We start from the raw sequence: 26,227 nt of genomic DNA on the forward strand, positions 1-26,227 counted from the left end.
GCGCCGCCCTGTCACGGCGGAGGTCGTGGGTTCGAACCCCATCCGGGTCGTTTAGATACGACTATTTCAATTCTTTGAAAAATGAATATGGACTGGTGCAGTATCGTAGATGGGGTCTTAGCTCAGCTGGGAGAGCATCTGCCTTACAAGCAGAGGGTCACAGGTTCGAGCCCTGTAGGCCCCATTGTTACCAATGTTTTATGCCGATGTGGCTCAATTGGCAGAGCAGCTGATTTGTAATCAGCAGGTTATCGGTTCGAGTCCGATCATCGGCTTTTTAAAATGGATGGGTTCCCGAGTGGCCAAAGGGGGCAGACTGTAAATCTGTTGCGTCTCGCTTCGGTGGTTCGAATCCACCTCCATCCATTATTATTTTTACAATAATGGTTGTATTTTTCCAGAAATTGTATATAATAATAGAGTAAGAATTAGCGCGGGGTGGAGCAGTCTGGAAGCTCGTCGGGCTCATAACCCGAAGGTCGCAGGTTCAAATCCTGCCCCCGCAATTTTTTTATGCAATGAGAAGTGCACAGATAAAAATATAGAAGTTAAAAACATGCTTGCATGTTTTTTAACAGATATATTTTTAGATGTATACGGCGAATGCCGTAAGCGAAAGACCGCAGGTCTTGAGCTGAGCACTTCGGACTAAAAAAAGCGACAAGCAAACTTTTAATCCGCATAAAACCAAATAACCATTACGCCCAGATAGCTCAGTTGGTAGAGCAGAGGACTGAAAATCCTCGTGTCACTGGTTCGATTCCGGTTCTGGGCATATGGGGTATTAGCTCAGTCGGTAGAGCACTTGACTTTTAATCAAGTTGTCCGGGGTTCGAATCCCCGATGCCTCATGAAGATGAGAAGCCGTCACACTGGAGACAGTGTGGCGGTTTTTTGTGTAATAGGGAATTCCAAGGAATTTCCTATTACACAAAAAGGCACTAACGTGCCAATGATGCGCACTCGCGCGAAGCAGAAATAGGAAACTTCGTTTAACATTCATGTAAAGTAAAAAAGCCATTCAGACAGGAGTCTTTCTTGAATATATAATTTCTTGTTTTCGGATATGGCAGCTGTTATAATTGATTGAAAACAGAAGCAAATAGAAAACCAAAATGGAAGTAAGAATAGAAATAGGCAAATGCAGAAATTTTAAAATGGAGAAGAAAAATGGAGCCAAACAAGATGAAACAGAAACGCCGGAAATATTTATATGCAGCGGCGGCGCTTGGCATGACGTTCCTTTTGAACTTGAGCGGATGCAGCCACCGGTTCACGAACTATCCGGAGACAGCCGGAACGGTAGCAATCGTGGACAGTACAGAGCGGGAGGCTGTCCGAGATGAAAATGGAGAAAATCCAGATCAGCCGATTGATTTAGATAACCTAGGGGAACAGCAGTCGGCGGCAGAAATGGAAGCGTTAGCTGCGGCGGAGGCGGCGGAGCCGGGCGTGGAGGAGCCGTATCTGGACGGGGGAGAGCTTCGGCTTTTAGCGTGTGCGGATATCTGGCAGAACCTCTCCTGCGTCATGAAGACGAAGGAAGGCGCGGTGATCGTGGTAGATGGCGGTCGTGATGTCGATGCACCGCATTTGATTGAGGTTATTCAGGAGTTGGGCGGTCATGTGGATGCATGGCTTTTAACCCATCCGCACAGCGATCATGTGGGGGCGATCACGGAGATTTTAAACATGGATCCGATGCCGATCTCGATCGGTAAGGTGTATTATTCATTTCTGAATAAAGAATTTTTAGGTCAGGAGCAGGTTTCAAGACGGGATTCAGATTTGGAGTGTTATGATCGGATCACGGAAGCGATTGCGAAACTGCCGGAAGCAGAAAAATGCGGGACGCTTACGAAAGGGCAGAAGATTTCAGTGGCGGGCGCGGAGATCACAGTGATGAACGAGCCATTTGCCTGCACGGAAAATAGTTTTAATAACAGCTCGGTCGCGTACCGCGTGGAGATGGGCGGAAAACGGATCCTGTTTTTGGGTGATATGGGCTGGCAGGCAGGGGAAGATTTTCTTGCCAATCATACGCAGGAGGAACTGAAATCGGATGTGCTACAGATGGCGCACCATGGGCAGAGAGGTGTGGAAGAGGAGCTCTACCAGGAGATTTCACCGGAGGTCTGCTTATGGCCGACGCCGGACTGGCTCTGGGATAATGTGCAGGATGGCGTCGCGGGCGCTGGTTCGTATAAGACGCCGATTGTCCGTGGATGGATGGTAACATTAGGTGTGAAGAAAAATCTTTGTGTCAAGGATGGCGATCAGATACTGCGGTAGTTTTTTATAAAAGATTAAAATAAAATTTTAAAAAGTTGTTTTCAGGGAAATGAAATGCTTTTGGGATGCGGTGCAGCGGATAGAAATAAGACATGAACGAAAAAAGAGAGAAACAGAAGGAAGAAGAAAAAGTGAATAAAGACAGGAAAATGCGGTCGGAAACAATCATCCTACGTCCGGAAGTGCCGCTTTTAGAACGTTTATCCACCTATGCGGCGTCGGATGCCTACCCGTTCCACATGCCGGGCCACAAACGCCAGGTGAAAATGGGGATAACTTCCGTCCCGAATCCATTTTCGGTGGATATCACGGAGATTGATGGATTTGACAACCTGCATCATGCGGAAGATATTTTGAAAGAGTCGATGAATTCGGCGGCTGCGGTGTACGGAGCAGACCGGGGCTGGTATCTGGTGAATGGCAGTACGTGCGGGATTCTGGCGGCGATCGCGGCGGCGGTGAAGCCGGGGGAAAAAATCCTCATGGCTCGAAATTCCCACAAATCGGCGTATCACGCGGTGGTTTTAAACCAGCTGGAACCGGTATATTTATATCCGGAGGAGGTGCCGGAGTTTCAGATTCCGGGAGGGATCGAGCCAGAGCAGGTGGAACGAGCACTTTTGGAGCATCCGGAGATCCGGGCTGTGTTTGTGACTTCCCCGACTTATGAGGGGATCGTGTCGGATATCCAGGGGATTGCAGCGACGGCGCACCGGCATGGAGCGGCGCTGATTGTGGATGAGGCGCACGGCGCGCATCTGCCGTTTGGGGATGGGAACTATTTCCCGGATGGGGCGTTACAGGAGGGGGCGGACCTGGTGATCCAGAGTCTTCACAAGACGCTTCCATCTTTGACACAGACGGCGATTCTGCATCTGAAAAGCCAGATTCTGGATGCGAAGAAGGTGGAACAGTATTTATCGGTTTACCAGAGTTCCAGCCCGTCGTATATTCTGATTGCGTCGATGGAGAACTGCGTCCGGTATATGGCAGAAAAAGGAGCCGGGGAGATGGCGCGGTATGGCGCGCGATTGCGGGAACTCCGGGAAAAATTGGCGAAGCTAAAACATTTCCGGCTTCTGAAAGAGGAAATCTGTGGTGCGGCAGGTGTGTATGGATATGATCCGTCAAAACTGGTGCTATTTCCAGATTTTATGACGGGAACTAGACTGGCAGAGGTTTTGCGGACAGAGTACCATCTGGAGGCGGAGATGTCGAGCGGGCGGTATGTGCTTCTGATGACTTCGTTTATGGATACGGAGGAAGGATTTTCGCGTCTGGAGCGGGCACTTTTGGAGCTGGATGCGCGGGTGGAAAAGCTGGAGGCGGAAAGTGTTGGGCTGAAAGATGCAAAACAAGGCAGGCAGGAACCGTTTTCGGGAGCACAATTGAATCAGAAACCGAACCAAGAAAATGATTCAGAAAACTATCCACAGCAGATGTGTCTCCCCTGGCAGGCATGGCATGGGGATGGCATGCTGGTGCCGCTTGAGGAGGCGGAAGGAAGGACGGCGCGGACCTGCGTTACCATTTATCCGCCGGGGGTGCCGATGCTGATGCCGGGAGAGCGGATTGGAACAAGGGAGATCGCGCGGATCCGTGAGGATTGGAAGCTGGGACTTACGGTGGAAGGAATTTGTGAAAAATCAGACAAATTGAATTTGTGGATAGAGGTTGTTATTTAGCAGGTTCGCACATTTGCCATAAGAAACAGAGAAAAATCGGATTTATATATACGATGGAATGCGTGTGAAAATACTGGCTGGAAAGGCATAATAGGAAGATGGGACATATATTTTACGTGATGGGAAAGAGCGCGTCCGGGAAGGACACGATCTATAAGATATTGAGAGAGCGGCTGCCGCAGATCCGGACGGTGGTGCCGTATACGACCAGACCGATCCGGGCAGGCGAGCGGGACGGTGTGGAGTATTATTTTGTGACCGGAAAAAGGCTTGCGGATTTGGAGAAACAGGGAAAGATCATTGAAAAGAGAACCTACCAGACTATTTATGGACCGTGGAGTTATGCAACGGTGGACGATGGGCAGATCGATCTGGGATCGCATGATTATTTCATGATCGGGACGCTGGAATCGTATGAGGGGACGCGGAATTATTTCGGTGCGGATGTGCTGGTGCCGCTTTACATTGAGGTGGAGGACGGTGAACGCCTTCAGCGTGCGCTTGACCGGGAACGGCAGCAGACAGAGCCAAAGTATGCGGAGCTGTGCCGCCGTTTCCTGGCGGATGAGGCAGATTTCAGTGCCGAAAATATGGAAAAATGTGGGATCCGGGCGGAAAACCGGTTTGAAAACCGCGAGCTGGAAGCGTGTGTGGATACGTTGGTAAGGGAAATTCGGGCTCAGGGATTGGCACTTTTGGAACCGAAAGTGCCGTAAGAAAACGTGGTGGCAGCAGGAATTTGCCGTATTTAAATGCGAAGCCACGGCAAATTCCGTTACTGGGCACGTATGCGTGAACAGTAACAAATTCGGAATTTCATCGTACTAGGCAGAGGTTAAATCTTGTGTTATACTAAGATGATAGAGATTTACAAATAATAAAAGAAGGGCATGATAGAAGGGATCCCAACCGATCCATACGATTGAAACGATTTTAGAATTAAAATTCAGAGTCCAGCCCTGAAAGGAGCATCAAGATGGCAGGTTTTCACGATATTATTGGACATGAGAAGATAAAAGAGCACCTTCAGAAGGCGATCGGGTATCAGAGAGTTTCACATGCCTACATATTGTCGGGCGAGGAAGGAATGGGACGCAAGACGATCGCGAAGGCATTTGCCATGACGCTTTTGTGCGAGAAACATGGGACGGAGCCATGCATGGAATGCCATTCCTGTAAGCAGTTTTTGTCGGGCAATCATCCGGATGTGATCTGGGTGACACATGAGAAACCTGCGAGCATTGGTGTCGATGATGTCCGGATTCAGATCAATGATACGGTTTCGATCCGTCCGTATAGCAGTCCATATAAGATATATCTGGTCGATGAGGCGGAGAAAATGACGGTGCAGGCGCAGAACGCTCTTTTAAAGACGATTGAGGAGCCGCCGGCCTATGCGGTGCTGGTGCTTATCACGACGAACCCGGAGGTATTTCTGCCGACGATCCTGTCCCGCTGTATCCAGTTGAAACTTCGTCCGCTCAAGGATTCGGTGGTAAGCGATTACCTGACGGAGAAAATGGGTGTTTCGGATGGTCAGGCGGATATTTATGCGGCGTTTGCGAGAGGAAATTTAGGAAAAGCGATTCATCTCGCCTCTTCGGAGGAGTTTGCACTTTTGTACCGAGAGGTGCTGACGTTGCTTAAAAATATCAAGGACATGGATATTCCGATGCTTCTGGATTATATCCGCAAGCTGCAGGAGGACAATCTGGATCTGTATGAGTGCCTGGATTTCATGCAGCTCTGGTACAGGGATATTCTGATGTTTAAGGTCACAAAGGACATGAATTCGCTGATCTTTAAGGAGGAGTATTCGGCGGTCAGCAGTTGCTGCCAGAAGAGTTCCTATGAGGGGCTGGAAGAGATATTGAGTGCGATTGAAAAGGCAAAAGTCCGGCTGAATGCTAACGTCAACACCGATTTGGCGCTGGAGCTGATGCTTTTGACGATGAAGGAGAATTAAATTTATGATAAAGGTAATCGGAGTCCGGTTCCGCAAGGCCGGAAAGGTATATTACTTCGATCCGGCGCAGATGGAAATCAAGATGGGCGATCATGTGATCGTGGAGACCGCCCGCGGAATCGAGTTCGGAGAGGTAGTTCTTGGCGTCCGCGAGGTGGATGAGAAGAAGGTAATCCAGCCGCTGAAATCGGTCATTCGTATGGCGACGAAGAATGACGAGGAGCTGGAACGGAAGAATAAAGAAAAAGAGCATGAGGCATTCCAGATCTGTCAGGAAAAGATCCGCAAGCATGAATTGCAGATGAAGCTGATCGATGCAGAATACACCTTTGATAACAATAAGCTGCTGTTTTATTTTACGGCGGATGGAAGAATCGATTTCCGTGAGCTTGTCAAGGATCTGGCGGCGGTCTTTAAGACGCGGATCGAGCTGCGCCAGATTGGCGTCCGGGATGAGACGAAGATTTTGGGTGGCGTCGGTATCTGTGGTCGTCCGCTCTGTTGTCATTCATATTTATCGGAGTTTATTCCGGTTTCAATTAAGATGGCAAAAGAGCAGAACCTGTCCTTAAATCCGACGAAGATTTCGGGTGTGTGCGGTCGTCTGATGTGCTGCCTGAAATACGAGGAAGAGACGTATGAGGATCTGAACAGCCATCTGCCGAGTGTCGGCGATTACGTCACAACGGATGACGGGCTGAAAGGCGAGGTTCACAGCGTCAGCGTCCTGCGCCAGCAGGTAAAGGTGGTTGTGACGGTAGGACGGGATGAGAAGGAGATCCGTGATTACCGTGTGGATCAGCTCAAGTTTAAGCCGAAGCGCCGCCGTGACAGGGGAAATGTCAACGATGCGGAGCTGAAAGCGCTGGAGGCACTGGAGAAAAAGGAAGGAAAGTCGAAGCTGGATGATAATTAAAGAGGGCGAGCGGATCGATGAACTGCAGCGGAACGGATACCGGATCATCCAGAAGACGAACGGGTTCTGTTTTGGCATGGACGCGGTGCTTTTGTCCGGGTTTGCATCGGTGAAGCCGGGCGAGAAAGCGCTTGATCTGGGAACGGGAACCGGTATTATCCCGATTCTTCTGGAGGCAAAGACGGAAGGAAGCCATTTTACAGGTCTGGAGATCCAGGCGGAGATGGCGGAGATGGCATCCCGGAGTGTGGCGCTCAACAGGCTGGAAGAGAAGGTTTCGATCGTGCAGGGCGATATCAAGGAGGTTCCGACGCTGTTTGAGAAGGCATCCTTTGATGTGGTAACGACGAACCCGCCGTACATGAACGACAGCCACGGGCTGAAAAATCCCGATCTTCCCAAGGCGATTGCCCGCCATGAGGTTCTCTGCAATCTGGAGGATGTCGTGCGCGCGGCGGCTTCGGCACTTCGTCCCGGCGGACGACTCTATATGGTGCACCGTCCGAGACGGCTCATTGAGATTCTGATGGCGATGAAAAGTCAGAAATTGGAGCCGAAGCGGATGAAATTTGTCCATCCGTTTGCAGATAAAGAGGCAAATATGGTTCTCATCGAGGCGGTGCGCGGCGGCGGCGCGCTGATGACAGTGGAAAAGCCGATCATTGTGTACAAAGAGCCGGGCGTGTATACGGATGAGATTTATGATATTTACGGATATTAATGGAATAGGAGAACGATGGAAGGAACATTATATTTGTGTGCCACGCCGATCGGCAACCTGGATGACATCACATTCCGGGTGCTGGAGACGTTAAAGCAGGTGGATCTGATTGCGGCGGAGGACACGCGGCACAGTATTAAGCTTCTGAATCATTTTGATATTCATACACCGATGACGAGCTACCATGAGTACAATAAGGTCGAGAAGGCGCGTGTGCTGGTGGAGAAGCTGAAATCGGGCATGAATATTGCCTGCATCACGGACGCCGGGACGCCGGGGATTTCGGATCCGGGCGAGGAGCTGGTGCGCCAGTGCTGCGAGGCGGGAATTAAAGTAACCGCGCTTCCGGGAGCGGTGGCGTGTGTTACGGCGCTGATTATTTCGGGACTTCCGACGAGACGGTTCTGTTTTGAGGCATTTCTTCCGACGGACAAGAAGGAGCACCAGCGGGTGCTTGCAGAGCTTCAGAATGAGACGCGCACGATTGTGCTTTACGAGGCGCCGCACCACCTTCTGCGGACGCTCACGGAACTTTACGAGGCGCTGGGGGATAGAAAGGCGTCTATCTGCCGGGAGCTGACGAAGAAATACGAGACGGCATTCCGGACGACGCTTTCGCAGGCGGTGGCGTATTATACGGAAAATGAGCCGAAGGGCGAGTGCGTGATCGTCATCGAGGGCAAATCCGTCCAGGAGATCAAGGCGGAGGATCAGGCGCGCTGGCAGCAGATGTCCCTGGAAGAGCATATGGAACATTATGAATCACAGGGAAACAGCCGCAAGGAAGCGATGAAGCTGGTGGCGAAGGACCGCGGGGTTTCGAAGCGGGATGTGTACCAGGCGTTGCTGGAGGCGGAAGAGGCGTAGACACAAACGGAAAGCTGAAAAATGGGTAAGTGGAGTGGCGTTGGTGGAATGCCGGGGCGCTCCGGTTTGTGCAGATAAAAGAAAAATAGAATAAGATTTGAGAAAAGAACAAACTGTACTGATTAAAATATTTAAAAGTGTATATTTTAATCAGTACAGTTTTTGCTATAATTCCTACTAAGTTGATGCGGAAATGAATGTAAAAATACAGAATGTCAGTGAATTGTTTTTCGCAAGGCAGAATAGAAAGGCAGAAGAGGCGCTTGCCTGTGAATGATTCAGTGGATTCGGGTATTGATTGCAAGGATCGTAAGGACGCTTGGCTTACAAAGAAAAATCATATTCAACCACGGGAGGAATAAAAATGGCAGAGAATCGTTATGAACTGAATAAACAGCTGGCACAGATGTTAAAGGGCGGCGTTATCATGGATGTCACAACCCCGGAGCAGGCGAAGATCGCGGAGGCGGCAGGCGCGTGTGCGGTTATGGCGCTGGAGCGGATTCCGGCGGATATCCGGGCAGCGGGCGGTGTGTCCCGTATGAGTGACCCGAAGATGATTCGCGGCATTCAGGAGGCAGTTTCGATTCCGGTTATGGCGAAGTGCCGGATCGGTCATTTTGTGGAGGCGCAGATTCTGGAAGCGATCGAGATTGATTATATCGATGAGAGCGAGGTATTATCTCCGGCGGATGATGTGTACCATATTGACAAGACACAGTTCAAGGTTCCGTTTGTCTGCGGTGCGAGAGACCTGGGAGAGGCGCTGCGCCGGATCGAGGAAGGTGCTTCGATGATCCGTACCAAGGGCGAGCCGGGAACGGGCGATGTCGTACAGGCAGTCCGCCATATGCGTGCGATGAATTCGGAGATCCGCCGGGTTCAGAACCTGCGTGAGGATGAGCTTTACGAGGCAGCAAAACAGTTAAAAGTTCCGGTTCATCTGCTCCGCTATGTACATGACAATGGACGTCTCCCGGTTGTCAATTTCGCGGCAGGCGGTGTGGCTACCCCGGCGGATGCGGCTCTGATGATGCAGCTGGGCGCAGAGGGAGTCTTTGTTGGATCTGGTATCTTCAAGTCAGGCAATCCGGAGAAACGTGCGTCGGCGATCGTGCAGGCAGTAACGAATTACAAAGATGCAAAATTACTTGCTGCGATTTCTGAGGATCTGGGCGAGGCGATGGTTGGTATCAATGAGAATGAGATTGCGATTTTGATGGCAGAGCGGGGACAGTAAGATGGAGAAAAAACAGATAGGCGTGCTGGCGGTGCAGGGCGCGTTTGCCGAACACATTGCCATGGTACGGAGACTGGGCGCAGAGGCGTTTGAGATCCGGCAGCTTCCGGATCTGGAGCGGCCGATGGACGGACTGATTCTGCCGGGCGGCGAGAGTACCGCGATGCGTAAGCTCCTGGATGAGCTGGGGCTTTATGAGCCGCTTCGGGCAAAGATTGCGGCAGGGCTTCCGGTGTATGGAACGTGCGCGGGGCTTCTGCTTCTGGCCAAGGAGATCGAGGGCGGAACGCCGTGCTTTGCGACGATGGATGTGTCGGCGGTGCGGAATGCCTACGGGCGTCAGCTCGGAAGTTTTTACACGGAGGCTGAATTTGCCGGTCTGGGGACGATTCCGATGACTTTTATCCGCGCGCCGTACATCGCTTCGGTTCAGGAAAATGTTAAGGTGCTGGCGACAGTGGACGGAAAGATAGTCGCAGCCAGACAGGGAAACCAGTTTGCGACGGCATTTCATCCGGAATTGAATGAGGATGTGACGGTGCACCGGTATTTTCTAGAGGAAGTCTGTAAAGGAAAATTAAGAGGGTAATTGGTAGAAATTAGTGTGTGGTTGATGAAAAGTGAAACCTACTGGTAAGGGGAGCGAGAACTGCAGCCATTTAAAGCGGTCAGAATGGATGATATATTTCTGAAATGTGGGAAGATGTCATTGATTCTGACCGTTTTTTTATTTGTTTGGAAGGTACGGTCTGTGAAAAAACAAAAAATGTACCTTGATAGGTTTTTGCGCTGAGAAAGGAAAACGCCCGGTAAAATGGCGGACTGCATGGAATTCCTATTGACAAAGTAGGAATTCCGCATTACAATCACTGATAAACCAATTAAAACAATATGAAATAAGAAAATTATATAAAAAACGAATTTGCTGATATAGCAAATAGACACAGGAGGATGACATCGTGGCTTATCAGATAGAGACAACTTGTATTTGCGGAGATCCGGAAACTTCTAAAAACCATTCTTTTGGCGCTGTTTCAGTGCCGATTTACCAGACGGCGACTTTTGCCCACCCGGGTATTGGGGAATCAACCGGTCATAATTATACGCGTGAGAGCAACCCGACCAGAGACGAGCTGGAAAAGACTGTTTCGGCGCTGGAAGGAGCGGTTGATACCGTTGCCTGCACATCCGGTATGGCGGCGATCTCGCTGATGATGGAGCTGTTTGACAGTGGCAGCCATTTTGTATGTACCGAGGATCTGTATGGCGGTTCCGTCCGTATTTTTGAGGCACTGGAAAAGAAGCGCGGTTTTTCATTTTCCTATATAAATACAGCCGATGTGGAGGCGGTTGAGAAGGCGATCACGGATCAGACGAAGGCACTCTACATCGAGACACCGAGCAACCCGACGATGCAGGTGACCGATCTGGCGGAAATGAGCCGTCTGGCGACGAAGCACGGACTGCTTCTGATCGTGGACAATACCTTCCTGTCCCCGTATCTGCAGAATCCGATCGCGCAGGGCGCGGATCTGGTTGTCCACAGCGGCACGAAGTTTTTAGGCGGTCACAATGATACGCTGGCTGGATTTTTATGTACGCCGATCAAGGCGCTGGCAGAGCAGATCCGGTATCTGTTCAAGACGATCGGAAGCGGACTTTCTCCGTTTGATTCTTTCTTAGTCCTGCGCGGCATCAAGACTCTGTCAGTGCGTGTGGAACGGCAGCAGGAGAATGCGATGAAGATCGCAGACTGGCTGAAAGAGCAGAAAAAGGTAACGGATGTCTACTATGTAGGACTTCCGGAACATCCGGGTTATGAGATCAACCAAAAACAGAGCCGTGGCGCTGGCAGCATGATTTCGTTCCGTACAGATACGGAGGAGACGGCGAGAAAGGTGCTGGAGCGTGTGAAGCTCATCTCTTATGCGGAGAGTCTGGGCGGCGTGGAGTCTCTGATTACCTATCCGATGCTGCAGACACACGGCGATGTGCCGGTTGAGATCCGGGAGCGCCTTGGAATTACGGAGACATTTTTACGTCTGTCTGTCGGTATTGAAAATGTGGATGATCTGATTGCGGATCTGGAGCAGGCGTTAGCGTAAAAAGAGGGTAACTGTTCAGTAGGTCTGCGCATTTACTGCGCTGACCGTACGAAAACATGGGCCAGCAGGCAAAAATCCCATTGCCGTAGGCAATTTTTAATGGATTTTTGCGCGTGACTGTGAAGGGACTGAACAGTTACAAAAGAGGATAGATATGTCTGGTATCGGTTTTGCATGGGCAGTGGGATATGGGCATGGATGACAGGATGCCAGAGTGAAAACCGTTCATTGACAGGAACGATGGATTGGGAGGAAAATGCATGAAATACGATTTTGACAAAGTGGTGGACCGGCATGGTACCAACTGTTTAAAATATGATTTTGCCATCGAGCGAGGAAAACCAGCGGATATTTTACCGCTTTGGGTGGCTGATATGGATTTTCAGACGGCTCCGGCGATTTTAGAGCGGCTGGAAGAGACAGTAAAACATGGTATTTTCGGCTACAGTGATGGAAAAGAGGGCTATTTTGCGGCAGTCCAGAACTGGTACCGGGAGCGCTTTGGCTGGGAGACGAAACCGGAGTGGCTGGTGAAGACACCGGGCGTTGTATTCGCGCTGGCGGCGGCTGTCCGGGCGTATACAAAGGAAGGTGACGGCGTACTGCTTCAGCAGCCGGTGTACTATCCGTTTTCGGAAGTAATTACGGACAATGGGCGTAAGATTGTCAACAGCCCGCTGAAAATCACGGATGGCTATTACACGATGGATTTTGACGACCTGGAAACGAAGATCGTCGAAAATAAGGTAAAATTGTTCCTGCTTTGCAGTCCGCACAACCCGGTCGGACGTGTCTGGAGCGAGGAAGAACTGCGCCGGGTTGGCGAGATTTGCCTGCGTCACGGTGTGCTCGTGGTCAGCGATGAGATCCATAGTGATTTTACCCGCGAGGGACATCCGCACACAGTATTTGCGAAGCTGGGTGCAGAGTTTGAGCAGAACTGCCTGATCTGCACGGCACCATCCAAGACGTTCAATCTGGCGGGACTGCATATTTCCAATATCTTTGTGCTAAACCCAGAGCTTCGGAAGAAACTCTTAAAGGAGATCGCGGCGGCAGGCTACAGCCAGGTCGGTCTGATGGGACTGGTAGCATGCCAGGCGGCGTATGAAGAGGGAGCGGAGTGGCTTGCACAGCTAAAAGCGTATCTGGAGGAGAACCGGAAGTTTGTGAAGGCGTATCTGGAAGAGCATCTGCCGGAAATCCGTCTGATCGAGCCGGAGGGAACCTACCTTCTGTGGCTGGATTTTAAGGCGCTTCATTTGAATGAAAAAGAGCTGGAACATCTGATCGTGGACAAGGCACATCTGTGGCTGGACAGCGGCGCGATGTTCGGACCGGACGGCGAGGGCTTCGAGCGGATCAATATCGCATGCCCGCGGGTGACGGTGGAGAAAGCGCTGAAGCAGCTGGAAGCGGCGATCCGCGGATAAAATTGATTGGGTCACGAATCAGAACCCGTATAAATAAAACCTGCCGCAGGCAGACTGTATCCCCCATATAAACAGTCTGTCTGCGGCAGGTTTTTTGACTTCATAGGAACATTATTTTATGAGAACCGGAACACCGCAGTTCCATACGCCGGAAGCGGGTACGCGAAGGAGTATGGCTGTCCGTCACATTCGCTCTTGATGGAGCGGTAATGGCTGATCTTATCGCCGCGCTTGTAGTAGCCGTGTTCCTGGTCAAGCAGCAGCGTGTAGGTGCCGCGTTTCGGAACACCGACGCGGTAATCGTCGCGGTCTACCGGGGTGAAGTTGCAGATGAAGAGAAGATTCTTTTTCTGTGTTTCATCGCGGCGGATAAAGCTGAAAATACTGCGGTCTCCGTCGTTGGCGTTGATCCACTGGAAGCCGTCATACTCCTCGTCCAGGCGGTAGAGCGCCGGATATTTGTGGTAGAGCGTCAAAAGCCCTTTCACATAATTCTGGAGGTCGGCATGGAACGGCTCTTTCGTAAGGTACCAGTCGAGGGAGACTTTTTCATCCCATTCATGGAACTGACCGAAATCCTGTCCCATGAAGAGAAGTTTCTTGCCCGGATGTCCGAGCATGAAAGTGTAGCCGACTTTCAGGTTGGCAAATTTATCCTCGTATTCGCCCGGCATTTTGTTGATCATCGAGCATTTGAGGTGGACGACCTCGTCGTGCGAGAGCACCAGAATGAAGTTTTCGCTGGTGCAGTAGGTGATGCCGAAGGTCATTTTGTTGTGGTTAAATTTACGGAAATACGGGTCGAGCTTCATGTATTCGAGGAAGTCATGCATCCAGCCCATATTCCATTTGAAGGTAAATCCAAGACCGTCCTCCTCCGGGCTCTTGGTAACGTTCGGCCAGGCGGTGGATTCCTCGGCAATGATGATGGCGCCGTCCTTCCGGCCGCGGATCACGCTGTTTAAATGTTTGAAAAACTCGATGGCTTCGAGGTTTTTGTTGTCGCCATATTTATTTGGTACCCACTGTCCGTCCTGGCGCCCATAGTCTAAGTAAAGCATGGAAGCGACGGCGTCCACGCGCAGACCATCGATGTGGTATTCATCGAGCCAGTAGAGCGCGTTGGCGATCAGAAAATTGGATACCTCGTTTTTGGCATAATCGAAGACCTTGGTACCCCAGTCCGGGTGCTCGCCTTTGCGCGGGTCGGCATACTCATAGAGCGCCTGTCCGTCGAAATCGGCAAGTCCATGTGCATCCTTCGGAAAATGCGCCGGAACCCAGTCTAGGATGACACCGATGCCTTTTTTATGTAAGTAATTGACGAAATACATAAATTCCGTCGGGGTTCCGTAGCGGGAGGTCGGGGCAAAATAGCCGGTTACCTGATATCCCCAGGAGCCGTCATACGGATGTTCGGCGATTCCCATGAGCTCTACATGGGTGTAGCCCATTTCCAGGACATAGTCAGCCAGCTCATGCGCGGCTTCCATGTAAGTGTAATAACCGTCCTTTTCCGGGCGGTTTTTCTTTTTCCAGGATCCTAAGTGAACCTCGTAGATAGAGATTGGCGCCTTGACCGGATCGGTGCCCGCGCGCGATTCCATCCATTTGGAATCGTTCCATTTGAAGCCGCGGATATCGGCGGTCACGGAAGCGGTTCCAGGACGGTATTCTGCCGAAAATGCATATGGATCTGCCTTAAATAAAATCGTTCCTGTGTGCGTGGTGATGGCGAATTTGTAGAGCTGTCCCACGCCAAGTCCCGGTACGAAGAGCTCGTAAATGCCGCTGTCTGCGACCGGCTTCATCGGGGTTGCATCCGGATTCCAGGCGTTGAAGTCGCCGACCAGGCTGACGGCGGCTGCGTGCGGCGCCCAGACCGCGAAATAGTAGCCGTCCTGTCCGCGATATGTATAAGGGTGTGCGCCCAGCTTGTGGTAGAGCTGGTAGTGGCGGCCTTCTCCGAAGAGATACCGGTCAAGCTCGCCGATCACGCCGAGTCCCTCTGTCTTTTGTTTTTTCGATGTGGTTCGTTTAGTAGTGGAAGCTGCTTTTTTCATAAGGTTACCCCTCCGTGATTCCGAGAATAACAGCGCTGTTACCCTCTAATTCTATCTGAATTTTGTTTGTATTCTTATCGATCAAAAACGATTTTCCGGTAATCAGATCCGTAGCTTGTTCCGCTGTCGTGTGGAATGGAAGCGGAACTTGTAAATAAGCGGCGTTGTCATCGTTGTTGGCAGCGGTAAGGATCGCCTGGTGGTCACCGTGTCTGGCAAATGCGTACTGCCGGTTTGTCAGCAGAAGTTCCTGATAACGCCCACCGTGAAGCGCCGGTTCGGCGGCGTGGATGGCGGCGAGTTTCTGGATCAGAAGTGTAAGCGGTGTCACGGTGCCTGCGCTGGTATCTGTGTTTGAGTCTGTGGTGCTTGAAGTGGTTTGGCAGCAGGTGTTTGCGCCTGTGGCGCTCGAAAAGCTCTGGCAGTTGCCATCTGTGCGGATGCCTGTGTTTTGTCCGTCGCTGGTCTGCATTTCTTCTGCAAGCGGTCTCGGCGGCAGGATTTTCGGACGGAGTTCCGTATCAGAGTTGTGTCCGCGGCGTCCCTGAATGCCCCATTCACTTCCATAATAGATGGATGGAATTCCCGGAAGAGTGAACAGCAGCGTGTAAAGCGGCGCAAGATGTGCCGGATTTAACAGTTTGCTTGCGATCCGGTCTTCGTCGTGGTTGTCCACAAAGGTGTAGAGATCCCGCCCCACCGCTTCGAGGCGGCGGACATTGTGTGCCAGTTCGAAATAATTGTGGTCGTTGTGCGCGGAATAGATACTTTTGTGCATCTCGTAGTTGGTGACGGAATGAAGCATCTGCGGATTGACCCAGCGGGCGTATTCGCCGTGGATGACTTCGCCCATCAGCCAGAATTCCGGCTTGATTTCATTTGCCAGCCGGCGCAGTTCCTGCATAAATTCAAAGGAAAGATCGCCCGCGCAGTCGAGGCGGATACCGTCGATGTCAAATTCCTGCACCCAGAAACGGACAGTGTCAAGCAGATAGTTCCGCACTTCCGGGTTTCCATGGTTTAAGCAGGGAAGCTCCCAGATGCCGTGCCAGGATTCGTAGCCGAAGGAATCGCCGAGCGGGCTGCCCCAGCCGAAATTGACGTTCCTGTACCATCCGGCGTAAGGAGACTGGTCACGGTGCGCCTGCAGGTCGCGGAAGGCGAAAAATTCGCGACCGGTGTGGTTGAACACGCCGTCCACGACGACGCGGATGCCATGCTCATGGCAGCAGTCCACGAAAGATCGGAACGAGACGTTGGTCCCCAGCCGCCGGTCGATGAGCCGGAAATCGCGGGTATCATAGCCGTGCGTGGATGATTCAAACAGCGGTCCGATGTAAAGCGCGGAAATATGCAGGCTCTCTAAATAGGGAATCCACTGCATCAGTTCGTCCATGCGGGAATCGGCGGAAACGTCCCTGTTTGTGCCATCCGCTGCCCCATCGGAGACGGGGTAGGGATTGGCAAACGGTGCTCCGGTCATTCCCAGAGGATACATATGGTAAAAGATAGCTTTGTCGTACCAGGCTGTCATGAGAAAGGCCCTCCTTGTGTCGGTTAAATGGTATTTTCCTGTTGTTTAATATGTCGTAAAAGGAACTGATACCGGAGATGTGCGGCTTTCAGTTCGTAGATATAGCAGTCAATCAGAGTCGGATCGACGACCTCTTCAAAATGGTTGAAAACGGTGTTGATCGTGCTCATGGTCTGTCGCAGTTCTGTCAGCAGCTCTGGGTCAGGGTGGGCGGAAAAAATGTCCGTGCTGGTGATACCGGAGCAGTGGGTGCGGTTGTGCTTCATGGTTTGATGCTCTCTTTCTGAATCCTATAAATTGGTACAACGATCAGTATATTCAGAAAATGGAAAGATATGCATCCTGGTTCAGGCGTCCATGGAAAGCACGGATTCCAGCAGATGTCCGAGCTGCATCAGTTTCCGGGTGCTGTCTTCGATTGAGAGATAATAATAATTACAGGTTCCCTCCCGGTGGACATCGATCAGCCCGGCTGTCTTTAAGATCTTCAAATGGTGGGAAACTGCCGGGCGCGACAGGCTGGTCTGTTCGGTGATCTCCCGGACGTTTAAGCCATGCGGACGGGACTGGGCGGGCAGGCTGATTGGACGGTCATTGTTCTTATCAGGCTGATTTTTGTTCACATCGTTGTTTTTTTTGCGCCCCGTGAGGGCTTCGTCCGTCAGCGCTTCGATGATCGTCAGCCGTATTTCATCGCCCAGCGCGATAAAAAGAGGCATACAGGTATGAAAATGCTGTTTGAGTTCTATTCCTTTTTTCATCGCGGCTCCTCCTTCTATAATGGTTTAAAAATTTAAACTAATAGTATTTTACCATTTTTTGTTTCGTCAGTCAATGGAAAGGAAAATGCTGGAATGGGTATTTATAGATAAAAAATAAAGAGATATTTTGGCAATTATTTTCAAATAACGAAATTGTCTAGCTAAAATAATGGGTTCAGATGCACAAAGTTTTTGAGATGTTTTTGGCGCATATTTCGGGTGTTTTGGGATTGACTTTTGATCAAAAACTGTTCATAATGGAGGAACATTCATGGATGGGTTCTTCCATCTGTCACGGGAATCCGGATTTCCCGTTGATCTATTATTAAGATTCTAAAAGTTAAGTTCAGAGAAATGTTCGATAATTTTTCAGGAATGTTTGAAGTGCATACAGGAAATGAATGGAAAAAGGTGGCGGTAAAAGCTGGCGCAGGACTGGCAGCTATCGTTTGCGGCAGGAGTTTTGAAAAGAGGACATACTGTGCAGAAATTGTTCGTTTCATGTATGCGAAAGAGAAGGAGGGGATGGATTGACCTTTTTGCTGCTGTTGTTTACTGGCGGCTGTGCGTTTTGGGATTTGAAAAAACGCCGTATTCCCAATGGGATGCTTCTGCTTGGCGGCCTGTTGTTTCTTTTGATTCGGTTTGGTCTGGGGATGAAGATGGGATATACGGCCGGATGGGACGGGCGGCTGCCGGGATATGGGGCGGCGCTTATGATGGGGATTGGCGAGACTTGTGGATATTTGATTCGTAGCGGGAGTTTACTGATTGTCCTGTTCCCTCTGTATCTGTTTCGCATGATAGGTGCGGGGGACATCAAAATGGCAGCCGTCCTGTTTGGTGCCGCCGGGCTGCGGCAGGGCGGGCGGATTTTCCTGTGCGGGCTGGCAGCTGCCGGAATATGGTCACTTGTATTACTTATCCGGCGTGGGATTGCCAGGCAGCGGCTTACATATCTTGTGTTTTATTTGTACCGGTCCGCGCTTGGGGGAAGCGTCGAGCCGTACTATCTGGAAGCGCGGGATGGAAAAGAGGCATCTTTTTGTCTGGCACCGTGCCTGTTTTTGGGAGTGATTGGGGCGGAGCTGATTCGGTATCTGTAAGGAAAATGGCTTGTGATTAGGGAGGTGGCGGTGCGATGAAGCATATTCTGGCGGTGTATGATGTGGATCCGGTCTATGCGGCGCGGTTTGCAGAGGTAGTTAACCAGAAGGAAAAAATACCGTTTGAGGTGGTGGCGTTCAGCTCGATCGAGCGGCTGCGGGCATTTGCGGCGGAACACCCGGTAAAGCTTCTGTTGTTGGGCGAGCATGTTCCGGCGGAAGAAAAGGAGTCCATCCGGGCGGAAAAGGTTATTCTTTTATCGGATAATGGGGGAAAAACGGTCAGTCCGTCAGTTCCCTGTGTTTACAAATACCAGTCCAGCGATGCGATTGTGCGCGACGTGCTGACCTGGTATGGGGAAAGCCCGGGGGAGCTGCCGGAGGTGTCCGGGCGGGGGCTGGCGAAGGTCTTGGGGGTGTATTCGCCGGTTGGACGGTGTTTAAAGACCTCGTTTGCCCTGACAATGGGAAAACTTTTGGCACAGGAGGAGCGGGTGCTGTATCTGAACCTGGAGGAATTTTCCGGTCTGTCGGTTTTGATGAAAGAAGAATATAAGAGTGATTTGTCGGATCTGCTGTATTTTTACAACGGTGGAAGCTATAATTCGCTTCGTTTGAGCAGCGTTGTCCACACGATGGGGGAGCTGGACTATATTCCGCCGGTGCGCTATCCGGAGGATCTGGATCAGGCGGGAGAGGAGGCAATCGCGGGGCTTATACGGGCAATTGCCGGGGAGAGTGCGTATGATACGCTGGTAGTGGATATAGGAAGCGGGCGCAGGACGGCGCTTTCGGTAATGAAGCTGTGCCGGGTAATCTATATGCCGATCCGGGAAGATCTGGTGTCTTTGGCAAAGCTTAAGGAGCTGGAGCAGTATTTTTCACAGACAGGAAATGGCATGCTAAGGGAACGTATTAAACGCCTGAAGCTTCCGTATCACGGCAGTTTTGGACGGGGCGATTATATTGACCAGCTTTTATGGGGAGAACTGGGTGATTATGTACGGCAGCTGCTGCGGGGAAGCAGTGTGGGCGGATAATGTTCATTGTGGGTTAAATTAGAAGGGGCAAAGTCTTTTGACAGGGATAAATGGAGCGGGATTTTGCCAGTCATTCTAAAGAGTAAACGGTTGTGAGAGAAACAACTGGCAGGGGGAAGTATGCAGGAGCAGAAAATGGTTTTGAGGCAGCGTCTGATGGAGCAGATGGAGAGCCGTATGCAGGTGGAGGATGAGGAGCTGCGCGACCTGATCGACATGGCGATTCTGGAAGCGGCAGAAGGGGCGTATCTGCCGTTAAAAGAGCGGCTTTGTTTGAGAAAAGAGCTGTTTGATTCATTCAGACGGCTGGATATTTTGCAGGAGCTGGTCGATGATCCGACGATCACGGAGATCATGGTAAATGGCGCGGAGCACATTTTTGTCGAGCGGCAGGGGCGTGTGGAAGAATTAGAAAAGCACTTTGATTCGGTAGGGCAGCTAGAGGATCTGATTCAGCAGATTGTAAGCCGTGTCAACCGGACGGTCAATCTGGCGTCTCCGATTGCGGATGCGAGACTGGAAGATGGTTCGCGTGTTCACGTGGTGCTGGCACCGGTGGCGTTAAATGGTCCGATTTTAACGATCCGGAAGTTCCCGGAACCGATCACGATGGAACGTCTGATTGAGTTAAAAAGTATCAGCCGGGAGGCAGCGGCATTTTTGCAGAAAGCGGTCGAGCAGGGGCTCAATATCTTCATCAGCGGCGGAACCGGATCGGGAAAAACGACGATCTTAAACGCCATGTCCGGCTATATTCCACAGGAGGAACGCATCATCACGATCGAGGATTCGGCAGAGCTTCAAATCCGCCATGTAAAGAATCTTGTCAGCCTGGAAACAAGGGTGGATAACCGGGATGGTTCGCAGGAGATTTCCATGCGCGATCTGATCCGGGCGAGTCTCCGAATGCGTCCGGACCGCATCATCGTTGGGGAGGTCCGGGGCGGCGAGGCGCTGGAAATGCTGCAGGCGATGAATACGGGGCACGATGGCTCGCTCTCAACCGGACATGCAAACAGCGCAAAAGACATGCTCTCAAGACTGGAGACAATGGTTCTGATGGCGGCAGAGTTGCCGCTTGCGGCGGTCCGGAGCCAGATCGGTTCAGCGCTCGATCTGATGGTCCATGTCGGGCGGATGCGGGACCGGAGCCGGAAGGTACTGGAGATCACGGAGGTGATAGGCTATGAAAATGGGGAAATCCGCCTTTCTCCCATCTATCAGTTTCAGGAAAGCGGGGAGGCTGATTCCGGACAGGTGGAAGGAGCACTTATCCAGGTTGGCAGATTTGAAGGGCGGCGCAGATTCGCGGGAGGAAGTGCTTTCTGATTACCGGGTTTACCACCTGACGGGGCAGGAGTGGATACGTTACCTTCTGGAGGGAACAGCGGTGTGCGCCGTGACGGCGTATGTATTCTACCGTTCATTTCTGGCGTTCGTTCTGATGCTTCCGGCGGGGATGCTGCGGCCGTTTTTTAAGAGGCGGGAGCTCTGCCGCCGGAGAAAAGAGGAACTGCGGCTCCAGTTTAAGGAAGCGATTCAGATTGTGGCTTCGGCGCTGGCTGCAGGCTATTCGGTGGAAAATGCGTTTATCGCGAGCGTGCGCGATCTGGAAGAACAATACGGAAAAGAGGGGATGATTACCCGTGAGTTTTCATACCTGGCAAGTCAGCTTAAAATGAACCGGACCGTGGAGGTGCTGCTTTCTTCCTTTGCAAAGAGGAGTGGTCTGGGTGAGGTGGAAAATTTCTCTGTTATTTTTACTGTATCCAAACGGAGCCGGGGTGAGCTGGCAAGCGTGGTTCACCATGTCGTTCACGTGATTTCGGATCGCATACAGGTGCGGGAGGAAATTCTCACGATGACGGCAGAAAAGCAGTTTGAACAGAGAATTATGAACCTGATGCCGTACCTGATTGTGCTCTACGTGGATTTGTCATCGCCGGGGTTTTTCTCACAGATGTATGAGACAGCGGTGGGGCGGGTGGTGATGACCGGGTGTCTGGTGGTCTATCTGCTGGCATGGAGGGTATCGGGGAAAATTCTTCAGATTGAGGTGTGAAACATAATGGGGAAAATGGGGAAAAAGCAGGTTTTATGCATTCTTTTGGGGATAATTCTGGCAGTTGTGGGATATCTGGTGGAAAAAAGGGATGGGGCGCTGGAAGAGGGGAACCGGCTGAACCGCTATGCATACGGAGAAGGGGAACGGCAGCAGGAAGTGTGGGTGCGCGGACTGTGGGAGAAGGAGATTCCGGTGGAGATTGCGCTCGGAGAGCGGGAATATGCGGAAGAGGATGCAAAAAAAGCATTGCTGGAGGCGGGAGGTAAACTGGCGGATTTAATTCGGGGAAACAATCCGTCCCTGCAGGAGGTAAGGGAAGATCTACATCTCGTTGGCTGGCTGGAAGAAGAGGGCATCCGGGTCCGCTGGACACCGGAGGATGCGGAATGGATTCAGACAGATGGGACAGTTTTAAATGAAGAATGCCCGGAGAAGGGGATTCAGACAGAACTGACCGCATCCCTGCAGGCGGGGGCATTCAGCCGGGAGTACCGGTTTCCGGTCATGCTATATCCGCCGCTTCGGACGAAGCAGCAGGAAAAAGAGGCAGGTTTTAAGCAGCTGTTAAAGCAGATGGATGAGGCGCAGAGAACGGAAGGTCAGCTGGTTTTGCCAAAGATGTATGAGGGGAAGAATTTATCTTACCGGGTGCGCGGAGACAGGGAATATCTGCTGTTTCCGGTGCTGGGGATTGCGGCGGCAATTCTGCTTCCTCTTTATGAAAAACAGAAGGAGAGTGAGGAGAAAAAGAAGAAAAAGCGGGAACTGATGGAAGACTACCCGGAGATTGTGTCAAAGCTGACCGTATTTTCCGGGGCGGGGCTTCCGGTCCGCCGGGCATGGGAACGGATTGTGCTGGAATACGAGGCGGCATGCCGGGCGGGAACACAGACGGAGCGGGCGGCATACCGGGAAATGGCAGCGGCATATCACCGGATGCAGCGCGGTGTCCCGGAACTGCAGGCATATGCGGAATTTGGTGCGGGCTGCCGTCTGAGACCGTACCGGAAGCTTTCCGGGCTTTTGGAGCAGAATGTCAGAAATGGGGCAGAAGGACTTCGAAAGGCGCTGGAGACAGAGATGGAGTCGGCGTTTGAAGAAGAGAAAGCACTGGCAAGACGCCGGGGGGAAGAGGCGTCCACAAAGCTGATGCTTCCATTGTTTCTGATGTTGATGATTATTATGGTGATGGTTTCAGTCCCGGCGTTTCTGGCGTTTGGGATCTGAAAAATGGGGAGAAAGGAGAAAAAGTATATGGATAAAGCGTATCTGGTAAGAGAAGTAAAATCGTTTCTGATGGACGAGGATGGCGTGGGGGTCATTGAATTAGTGCTGATTCTGGTGGTGCTGATAGGTCTGGTCATTGTCTTTAAAAAGCAGATTAATACGCTTCTTACAAATATCTTTAAACAGATCAACAGCAAGTCGAAGGAGGTATATTGATCCGGGCAGAACGGCACGTTGAAGCAGAAATGGACGTTTGCGGGGGGATCACAGTTTTCCTGAGTTTGATTCTGACCTGTATCTGTGCGCTGATGGGCGGGCTGTTTGAGTCCGCCCGGGCAGCCGGAAGCGGCTGGTATATGCAGATGGCGCTCAATTCCTCCCTGGATTCGCTGATGAGCTGTTATCACCGGGAGATTTGGGATAAATACCGGATTTTTGTGCTGGAATGTGCGGATAAAGAGCGCCTGGCGGCGGAGATGGAGCCGCAGATGGAAACATATCTGGCGGCAGCGCCCTTTTATCCGGTCAGCGGCGGCAAGGCACAGATCGAAGCGATGGATGCGATCACCGGCCATAATGGGGATTTCTTTGCGAAGGAAGTTACCGATTATATGAAAGTGGGTGTCTGGACGCTGGAAAGTGAGGAGTCTGAACTGCCTGAGATGGAAAAACGGATGACGGAAGCAAGGGCGGTTCATGGAATTGCGGAAGGATATCAGGAAAATGGCAGAAAAGTGCTGCGTCTGGAAGAGTCGATCGAGGCGATCGGAGCCTGCCTGCAAAAACAGGAGAAACATCTGGAGGAGATGGAGGCAGCGGTCAGCCAGGCGGATGGAAGCTCGTTCTTTCAATCGGCGGAAAGCTTAGAGAAAGAATTAAAGCAGATTCCGGGGCTGGTTGCGGCGTATGAAAAACAGGCGGACCGGCTTGCGAAAGAATTGCAGGGATCGGAGCAGGGGGCGCAGGAAGCCCAGCCGGATCTGGAAGAAGGCTCCTGGGGCATGGTACAGGAGGAGATGCGGGGGTATCGTTCGTATTTGGATGCGGATGGAGCGCGCCGCCAGGAGGTAAAAAAGACAGAAGAGACGGCTCAAGGAAATGAAGAGGTGGTTGCAGAAGCAGTCCGGAAAGGGAAGGAGATACAGGATTATATCGATGATTGGGAGCCTGACGATGAGGACGATGAGCTGGACGAGGAAGCGCTGTGGGCGCCGGTTCTGACGATCACAGCGGGTTTTCAGAAGGATGGACGTTTCCGGGCTCCGGCAGTCCGAGACAAGAAAAAAATGAATGTGCTGGAAGCAGTCAGCCGCCTGTCGGGGACGGATCTGCTGAGTCTTTGTGTGCCGGCGGGAACTGTGATTTCAGAAAACTGGATTTCGACCGCGGCATTTCCGTCGGCGTTGTATGCAGGCGGAGAGAGCGGAAAGCGGGGGACGACTGGGGATGTCTGGACAGCGGGGCTTGAACGGGCTCTTTTAGATGCGTATGCGGCGCATTTTTTTACCCGGTTCGGGCAGGAAAAGACGGGAAGTATCCATTATGAGCAGGAATATCTCTTACAGGGAAATGCGTCGGAGCGGGAAAATTTAAAACGCACCGTCAATGAACTTCTGGCTGTGCGCGAGGCGGTGAATCTGGCAGCTTTATATGCGGATTCTGAAAAACGGTCGGAGGCGGAAGCATTGGCGCTGGCAATCACGGGGCTGGCGGGAATCACACCGATCACGGCGGCGGCATCCTTCTTTATCATGACAGTCTGGGCGTTTGCAGAGTCGGTGGCAGATGTGAAGGTTCTGCTGGCTGGCGGAAAAATTCCTTTTTTCAAACAGCCGGGGGAGTGGCAGATTTCGCTTTCTGCTCTGACGGAAAAGGGCGCGTCCATCTTTCTGGAAACGGGGACGGATCCTTCATTGAAAAACGGGACAGACGACAGAGGGCTGGACTACCAGGACTGGCTGAAACTCTTTTTTCTGATACAGGGAAAGAGCCGTTTCTGTTACCGGATGATGGATATGATTCAGAACCGCATTTCAGAAAAAGAGCCGGGATTTCGGATGGATCAGTGCCAGTATGGGGTAAGTGTGTCCTATGCGGCACAGGGAACGTTGATACCGCTTCGTAGAACGTCCCAGAAGGAATATTAAACACAATTACAGGGGAGTGGAGGACAGTGTCCTTTTTCAGGAGATGATGCAAGTGAATGTGCCTCTCCAAGTACATAAAGAAAGCCAGTAAAAAAGATGATGACAACTAACCTAACAAAACGAATAAATGAAAGTATCTGTGCGGTCTGGATACCTGTCCTTCGGCGGCATAGAGCCCAAGTAACAAAACGACCCTGGAAAAGGGCATTGTCCTCTGCTTCCCTGTGTGCGAGCCTGACGATTGAGGCGGCGCTTAGTCTGACATTGTTTATGTTTACGGTGATTCTCCTGTCAGTTCCGATGGAAATACTGGATACTCAGAGAAAGGTGCAGACGGTGCTGGAAGTGACGGGGCGGGAACTGGGATGGCAGGTGTATCGGACATCCCATACGGTGCATCCGGCAGAAATGGAGGCGGGAAAAGCGGCAGAGGCAGAAGAAAAGGGAACGGGGGGCTGGTCAGAACTTCCGTCCGGGCTTATCCTGCAGGGATATTTAAAGGAGAAGATTCAGACAGCGGGCGGGAACAAAGTGTCCAATATCCAGTGTGGTGCCAGCCGCGTATCGGAAGATGGAGAATGGATTGACCTGCGCGCCTCCTATCAGGTGCGGCTGCCGTTCTCGGTATTTGCGCTTGACCATGTGACGCTTACTTCCCGGAGCCGGAAGCGGGGATGGATTGGGGCGGAAGGCGGGTATTTCTCAGAGAAAAACGCTTCAGAACCGGAGGAAAAATGGGTCTATGTGGGGCGGGACAGTACGCGCTACCATCTCTCACCTTCGTGCCATTATATATCGAATCAGATCACCGCGGCTGCGTATGCAGATGTAATTTCGGGGGTGCTTAGAAACAGCGGGGGATGCCGTTATAAGGCTTGCAGATACTGTGGAAAGACGGTGTCGGCGGGAGGTCTGGTGTATATTCTTCCGTCCGGCGAGGTTTACCATGGAAAGCAGGACTGTTCGTCATTGGCATATTATGTGCAGAAGGTGCGGCGATCAGAGGTGGAATATATGGGGGTGTGTTCATACTGTGGAAGTGGATAGGTGCGGATGGCG

Annotated in this window: 24 protein-coding genes and 6 tRNA genes; 26 read left to right on the forward strand and 4 right to left on the reverse strand. The window is 51.5% G+C overall.

The features are described from left to right. Window positions 1–111: 111 nt before the first annotated feature. From DW739_RS11520 to DW739_RS11600, 17 genes are all read left to right on the forward strand, one after another. Window positions 112–184: transfer RNA gene (locus tag DW739_RS11520), tRNA-Val, on the forward strand. A gap of 18 nt (window positions 185–202) precedes the next feature. Continuing rightward, window positions 203–275 (forward strand) — tRNA-Thr (locus DW739_RS11525). A gap of 9 nt (window positions 276–284) precedes the next feature. Then, window positions 285–366: transfer RNA gene (locus tag DW739_RS11530), tRNA-Tyr, on the forward strand. Between the two features lie 66 nt (window positions 367–432). Next, a tRNA-Met gene (locus tag DW739_RS11535) sits at window positions 433–506 on the forward strand. A 196-nt stretch (window positions 507–702) separates the two neighbouring features. Further along, a tRNA-Phe gene (locus DW739_RS11540) sits at window positions 703–775 on the forward strand. A gap of 3 nt (window positions 776–778) precedes the next feature. Beyond that, window positions 779–851: transfer RNA gene (locus DW739_RS11545), tRNA-Lys, on the forward strand. Window positions 852–1,170: 319 nt separating this feature from the next. Next, window positions 1,171–2,292, forward strand: a complete 1,122-nt coding sequence (locus tag DW739_RS11550) for an MBL fold metallo-hydrolase (RefSeq protein WP_118743097.1) — start codon at window positions 1,171–1,173, stop codon at window positions 2,290–2,292. Between the two features lie 92 nt (window positions 2,293–2,384). Continuing rightward, window positions 2,385–3,977 carry an aminotransferase class I/II-fold pyridoxal phosphate-dependent enzyme gene (locus tag DW739_RS11555; RefSeq protein ID WP_243023772.1) on the forward strand — a complete coding sequence of 531 codons (1,593 nt, stop codon included), beginning with the start codon at window positions 2,385–2,387 and terminating at the stop codon, window positions 3,975–3,977. 98 nt (window positions 3,978–4,075) lie between these two features. Further along, window positions 4,076–4,693, forward strand: coding sequence for a guanylate kinase (locus DW739_RS11560; RefSeq protein WP_118652523.1), 618 nt, complete (start codon window positions 4,076–4,078; stop codon window positions 4,691–4,693). Window positions 4,694–4,953: 260 nt separating this feature from the next. Next, window positions 4,954–5,943 carry a DNA polymerase III subunit delta' gene (gene holB / locus DW739_RS11565; protein ID WP_117796592.1) on the forward strand — a complete coding sequence of 330 codons (990 nt, stop codon included), beginning with the start codon at window positions 4,954–4,956 and terminating at the stop codon, window positions 5,941–5,943. 4 nt (window positions 5,944–5,947) lie between these two features. Then, window positions 5,948–6,859 (forward strand): stage 0 sporulation family protein, encoded by a 912-nt coding sequence (locus tag DW739_RS11570; protein WP_022360400.1) that lies wholly within the window; start codon window positions 5,948–5,950, stop codon window positions 6,857–6,859. After that, window positions 6,849–7,580: a tRNA1(Val) (adenine(37)-N6)-methyltransferase gene (locus tag DW739_RS11575; protein WP_107001771.1), complete on the forward strand. Its 732-nt coding sequence runs from the start codon at window positions 6,849–6,851 to the stop codon at window positions 7,578–7,580. The genes DW739_RS11570 and DW739_RS11575 overlap by 11 nt, the downstream gene beginning before the upstream one ends. A 15-nt stretch (window positions 7,581–7,595) precedes the next feature. Next, window positions 7,596–8,447, forward strand: coding sequence for a 16S rRNA (cytidine(1402)-2'-O)-methyltransferase (gene rsmI / locus DW739_RS11580; protein ID WP_118743098.1), 852 nt, complete (start codon window positions 7,596–7,598; stop codon window positions 8,445–8,447). A gap of 364 nt (window positions 8,448–8,811) precedes the next feature. Beyond that, window positions 8,812–9,687 carry a pyridoxal 5'-phosphate synthase lyase subunit PdxS gene (gene pdxS / locus DW739_RS11585; protein WP_107001769.1) on the forward strand — a complete coding sequence of 292 codons (876 nt, stop codon included), beginning with the start codon at window positions 8,812–8,814 and terminating at the stop codon, window positions 9,685–9,687. A 1-nt stretch (window position 9,688) separates the two neighbouring features. Beyond that, entirely contained in the window at window positions 9,689–10,276 is a 588-nt protein-coding gene (gene pdxT, locus DW739_RS11590) for a pyridoxal 5'-phosphate synthase glutaminase subunit PdxT (protein WP_118684527.1), read from the forward strand. Between the two features lie 370 nt (window positions 10,277–10,646). Continuing rightward, on the forward strand, window positions 10,647–11,792 hold the full coding sequence (locus DW739_RS11595; RefSeq protein ID WP_207663864.1) for a PLP-dependent aspartate aminotransferase family protein: 1,146 nt from the start codon (window positions 10,647–10,649) through the stop codon (window positions 11,790–11,792). Window positions 11,793–12,052: 260 nt separating this feature from the next. After that, window positions 12,053–13,225 carry a MalY/PatB family protein gene (locus tag DW739_RS11600; RefSeq protein WP_118743099.1) on the forward strand — a complete coding sequence of 391 codons (1,173 nt, stop codon included), beginning with the start codon at window positions 12,053–12,055 and terminating at the stop codon, window positions 13,223–13,225. A 116-nt stretch (window positions 13,226–13,341) separates the two neighbouring features. On the opposite strand, the gene glgB is transcribed toward DW739_RS11600, so the two are convergent. The 4 genes from glgB to DW739_RS11620 all read right to left on the reverse strand — a co-directional run bounded on the left by glgB (window position 13,342) and on the right by DW739_RS11620 (window position 17,583). Further along, a complete protein-coding gene (gene glgB / locus DW739_RS11605) occupies window positions 13,342–15,288 on the reverse strand; it encodes a 1,4-alpha-glucan branching protein GlgB (RefSeq protein ID WP_118482081.1) in 1,947 nt (648 codons plus the stop codon). Between the two features lie 4 nt (window positions 15,289–15,292). After that, window positions 15,293–16,822: an alpha-amylase family glycosyl hydrolase gene (locus DW739_RS11610; protein WP_243023773.1), complete on the reverse strand. Its 1,530-nt coding sequence runs from the start codon at window positions 16,820–16,822 to the stop codon at window positions 15,293–15,295. A gap of 23 nt (window positions 16,823–16,845) precedes the next feature. After that, window positions 16,846–17,088, reverse strand: coding sequence for a YaaL family protein (locus DW739_RS11615; protein WP_118482082.1), 243 nt, complete (start codon window positions 17,086–17,088; stop codon window positions 16,846–16,848). An 81-nt stretch (window positions 17,089–17,169) separates the two neighbouring features. After that, window positions 17,170–17,583, reverse strand: coding sequence for a metalloregulator ArsR/SmtB family transcription factor (locus DW739_RS11620; RefSeq protein WP_243015268.1), 414 nt, complete (start codon window positions 17,581–17,583; stop codon window positions 17,170–17,172). 384 nt (window positions 17,584–17,967) lie between these two features. Here DW739_RS11620 and DW739_RS14965 point away from each other — a divergent pair, with 384 nt between their 5' ends. From DW739_RS14965 to DW739_RS11665, 9 genes are all read left to right on the forward strand, one after another. After that, entirely contained in the window at window positions 17,968–18,117 is a 150-nt protein-coding gene (locus tag DW739_RS14965; protein WP_182427988.1) for a hypothetical protein, read from the forward strand. Then, window positions 18,114–18,689, forward strand: coding sequence for a prepilin peptidase (locus DW739_RS11630; RefSeq protein ID WP_182427989.1), 576 nt, complete (start codon window positions 18,114–18,116; stop codon window positions 18,687–18,689). Before DW739_RS14965 ends, DW739_RS11630 begins: the two co-directional genes overlap by 4 nt. A 35-nt stretch (window positions 18,690–18,724) precedes the next feature. Further along, window positions 18,725–19,729 (forward strand): hypothetical protein, encoded by a 1,005-nt coding sequence (locus tag DW739_RS11635; protein ID WP_118626992.1) that lies wholly within the window; start codon window positions 18,725–18,727, stop codon window positions 19,727–19,729. Window positions 19,730–19,849: 120 nt separating this feature from the next. Then, the gene (locus DW739_RS11640) at window positions 19,850–21,058 is read left to right on the forward strand and encodes a CpaF family protein (protein ID WP_347559450.1); all 1,209 of its coding nucleotides are present in this window, start codon (window positions 19,850–19,852) and stop codon (window positions 21,056–21,058) included. Further along, window positions 21,009–21,791 (forward strand): type II secretion system protein F, encoded by a 783-nt coding sequence (locus DW739_RS11645; protein ID WP_243023774.1) that lies wholly within the window; start codon window positions 21,009–21,011, stop codon window positions 21,789–21,791. Before DW739_RS11640 ends, DW739_RS11645 begins: the two co-directional genes overlap by 50 nt. A 6-nt stretch (window positions 21,792–21,797) precedes the next feature. Beyond that, window positions 21,798–23,021, forward strand: a complete 1,224-nt coding sequence (locus tag DW739_RS11650; protein ID WP_118482083.1) for a hypothetical protein — start codon at window positions 21,798–21,800, stop codon at window positions 23,019–23,021. 27 nt (window positions 23,022–23,048) lie between these two features. Continuing rightward, on the forward strand, window positions 23,049–23,237 hold the full coding sequence (locus DW739_RS11655) for a Flp1 family type IVb pilin (protein WP_022360416.1): 189 nt from the start codon (window positions 23,049–23,051) through the stop codon (window positions 23,235–23,237). Beyond that, entirely contained in the window at window positions 23,234–25,168 is a 1,935-nt protein-coding gene (locus tag DW739_RS11660) for a DUF5702 domain-containing protein (protein ID WP_243015275.1), read from the forward strand. Before DW739_RS11655 ends, DW739_RS11660 begins: the two co-directional genes overlap by 4 nt. A 207-nt stretch (window positions 25,169–25,375) precedes the next feature. Beyond that, entirely contained in the window at window positions 25,376–26,215 is an 840-nt protein-coding gene (locus tag DW739_RS11665; protein WP_118472975.1) for a hypothetical protein, read from the forward strand. Window positions 26,216–26,227: the final 12 nt, after the last annotated feature.

The organism is Clostridium sp. AM28-20LB (assembly GCF_003480665.1).
In the GTDB taxonomy this organism is placed as follows: domain Bacteria; phylum Bacillota; class Clostridia; order Lachnospirales; family Lachnospiraceae; genus Otoolea; species Otoolea fessa.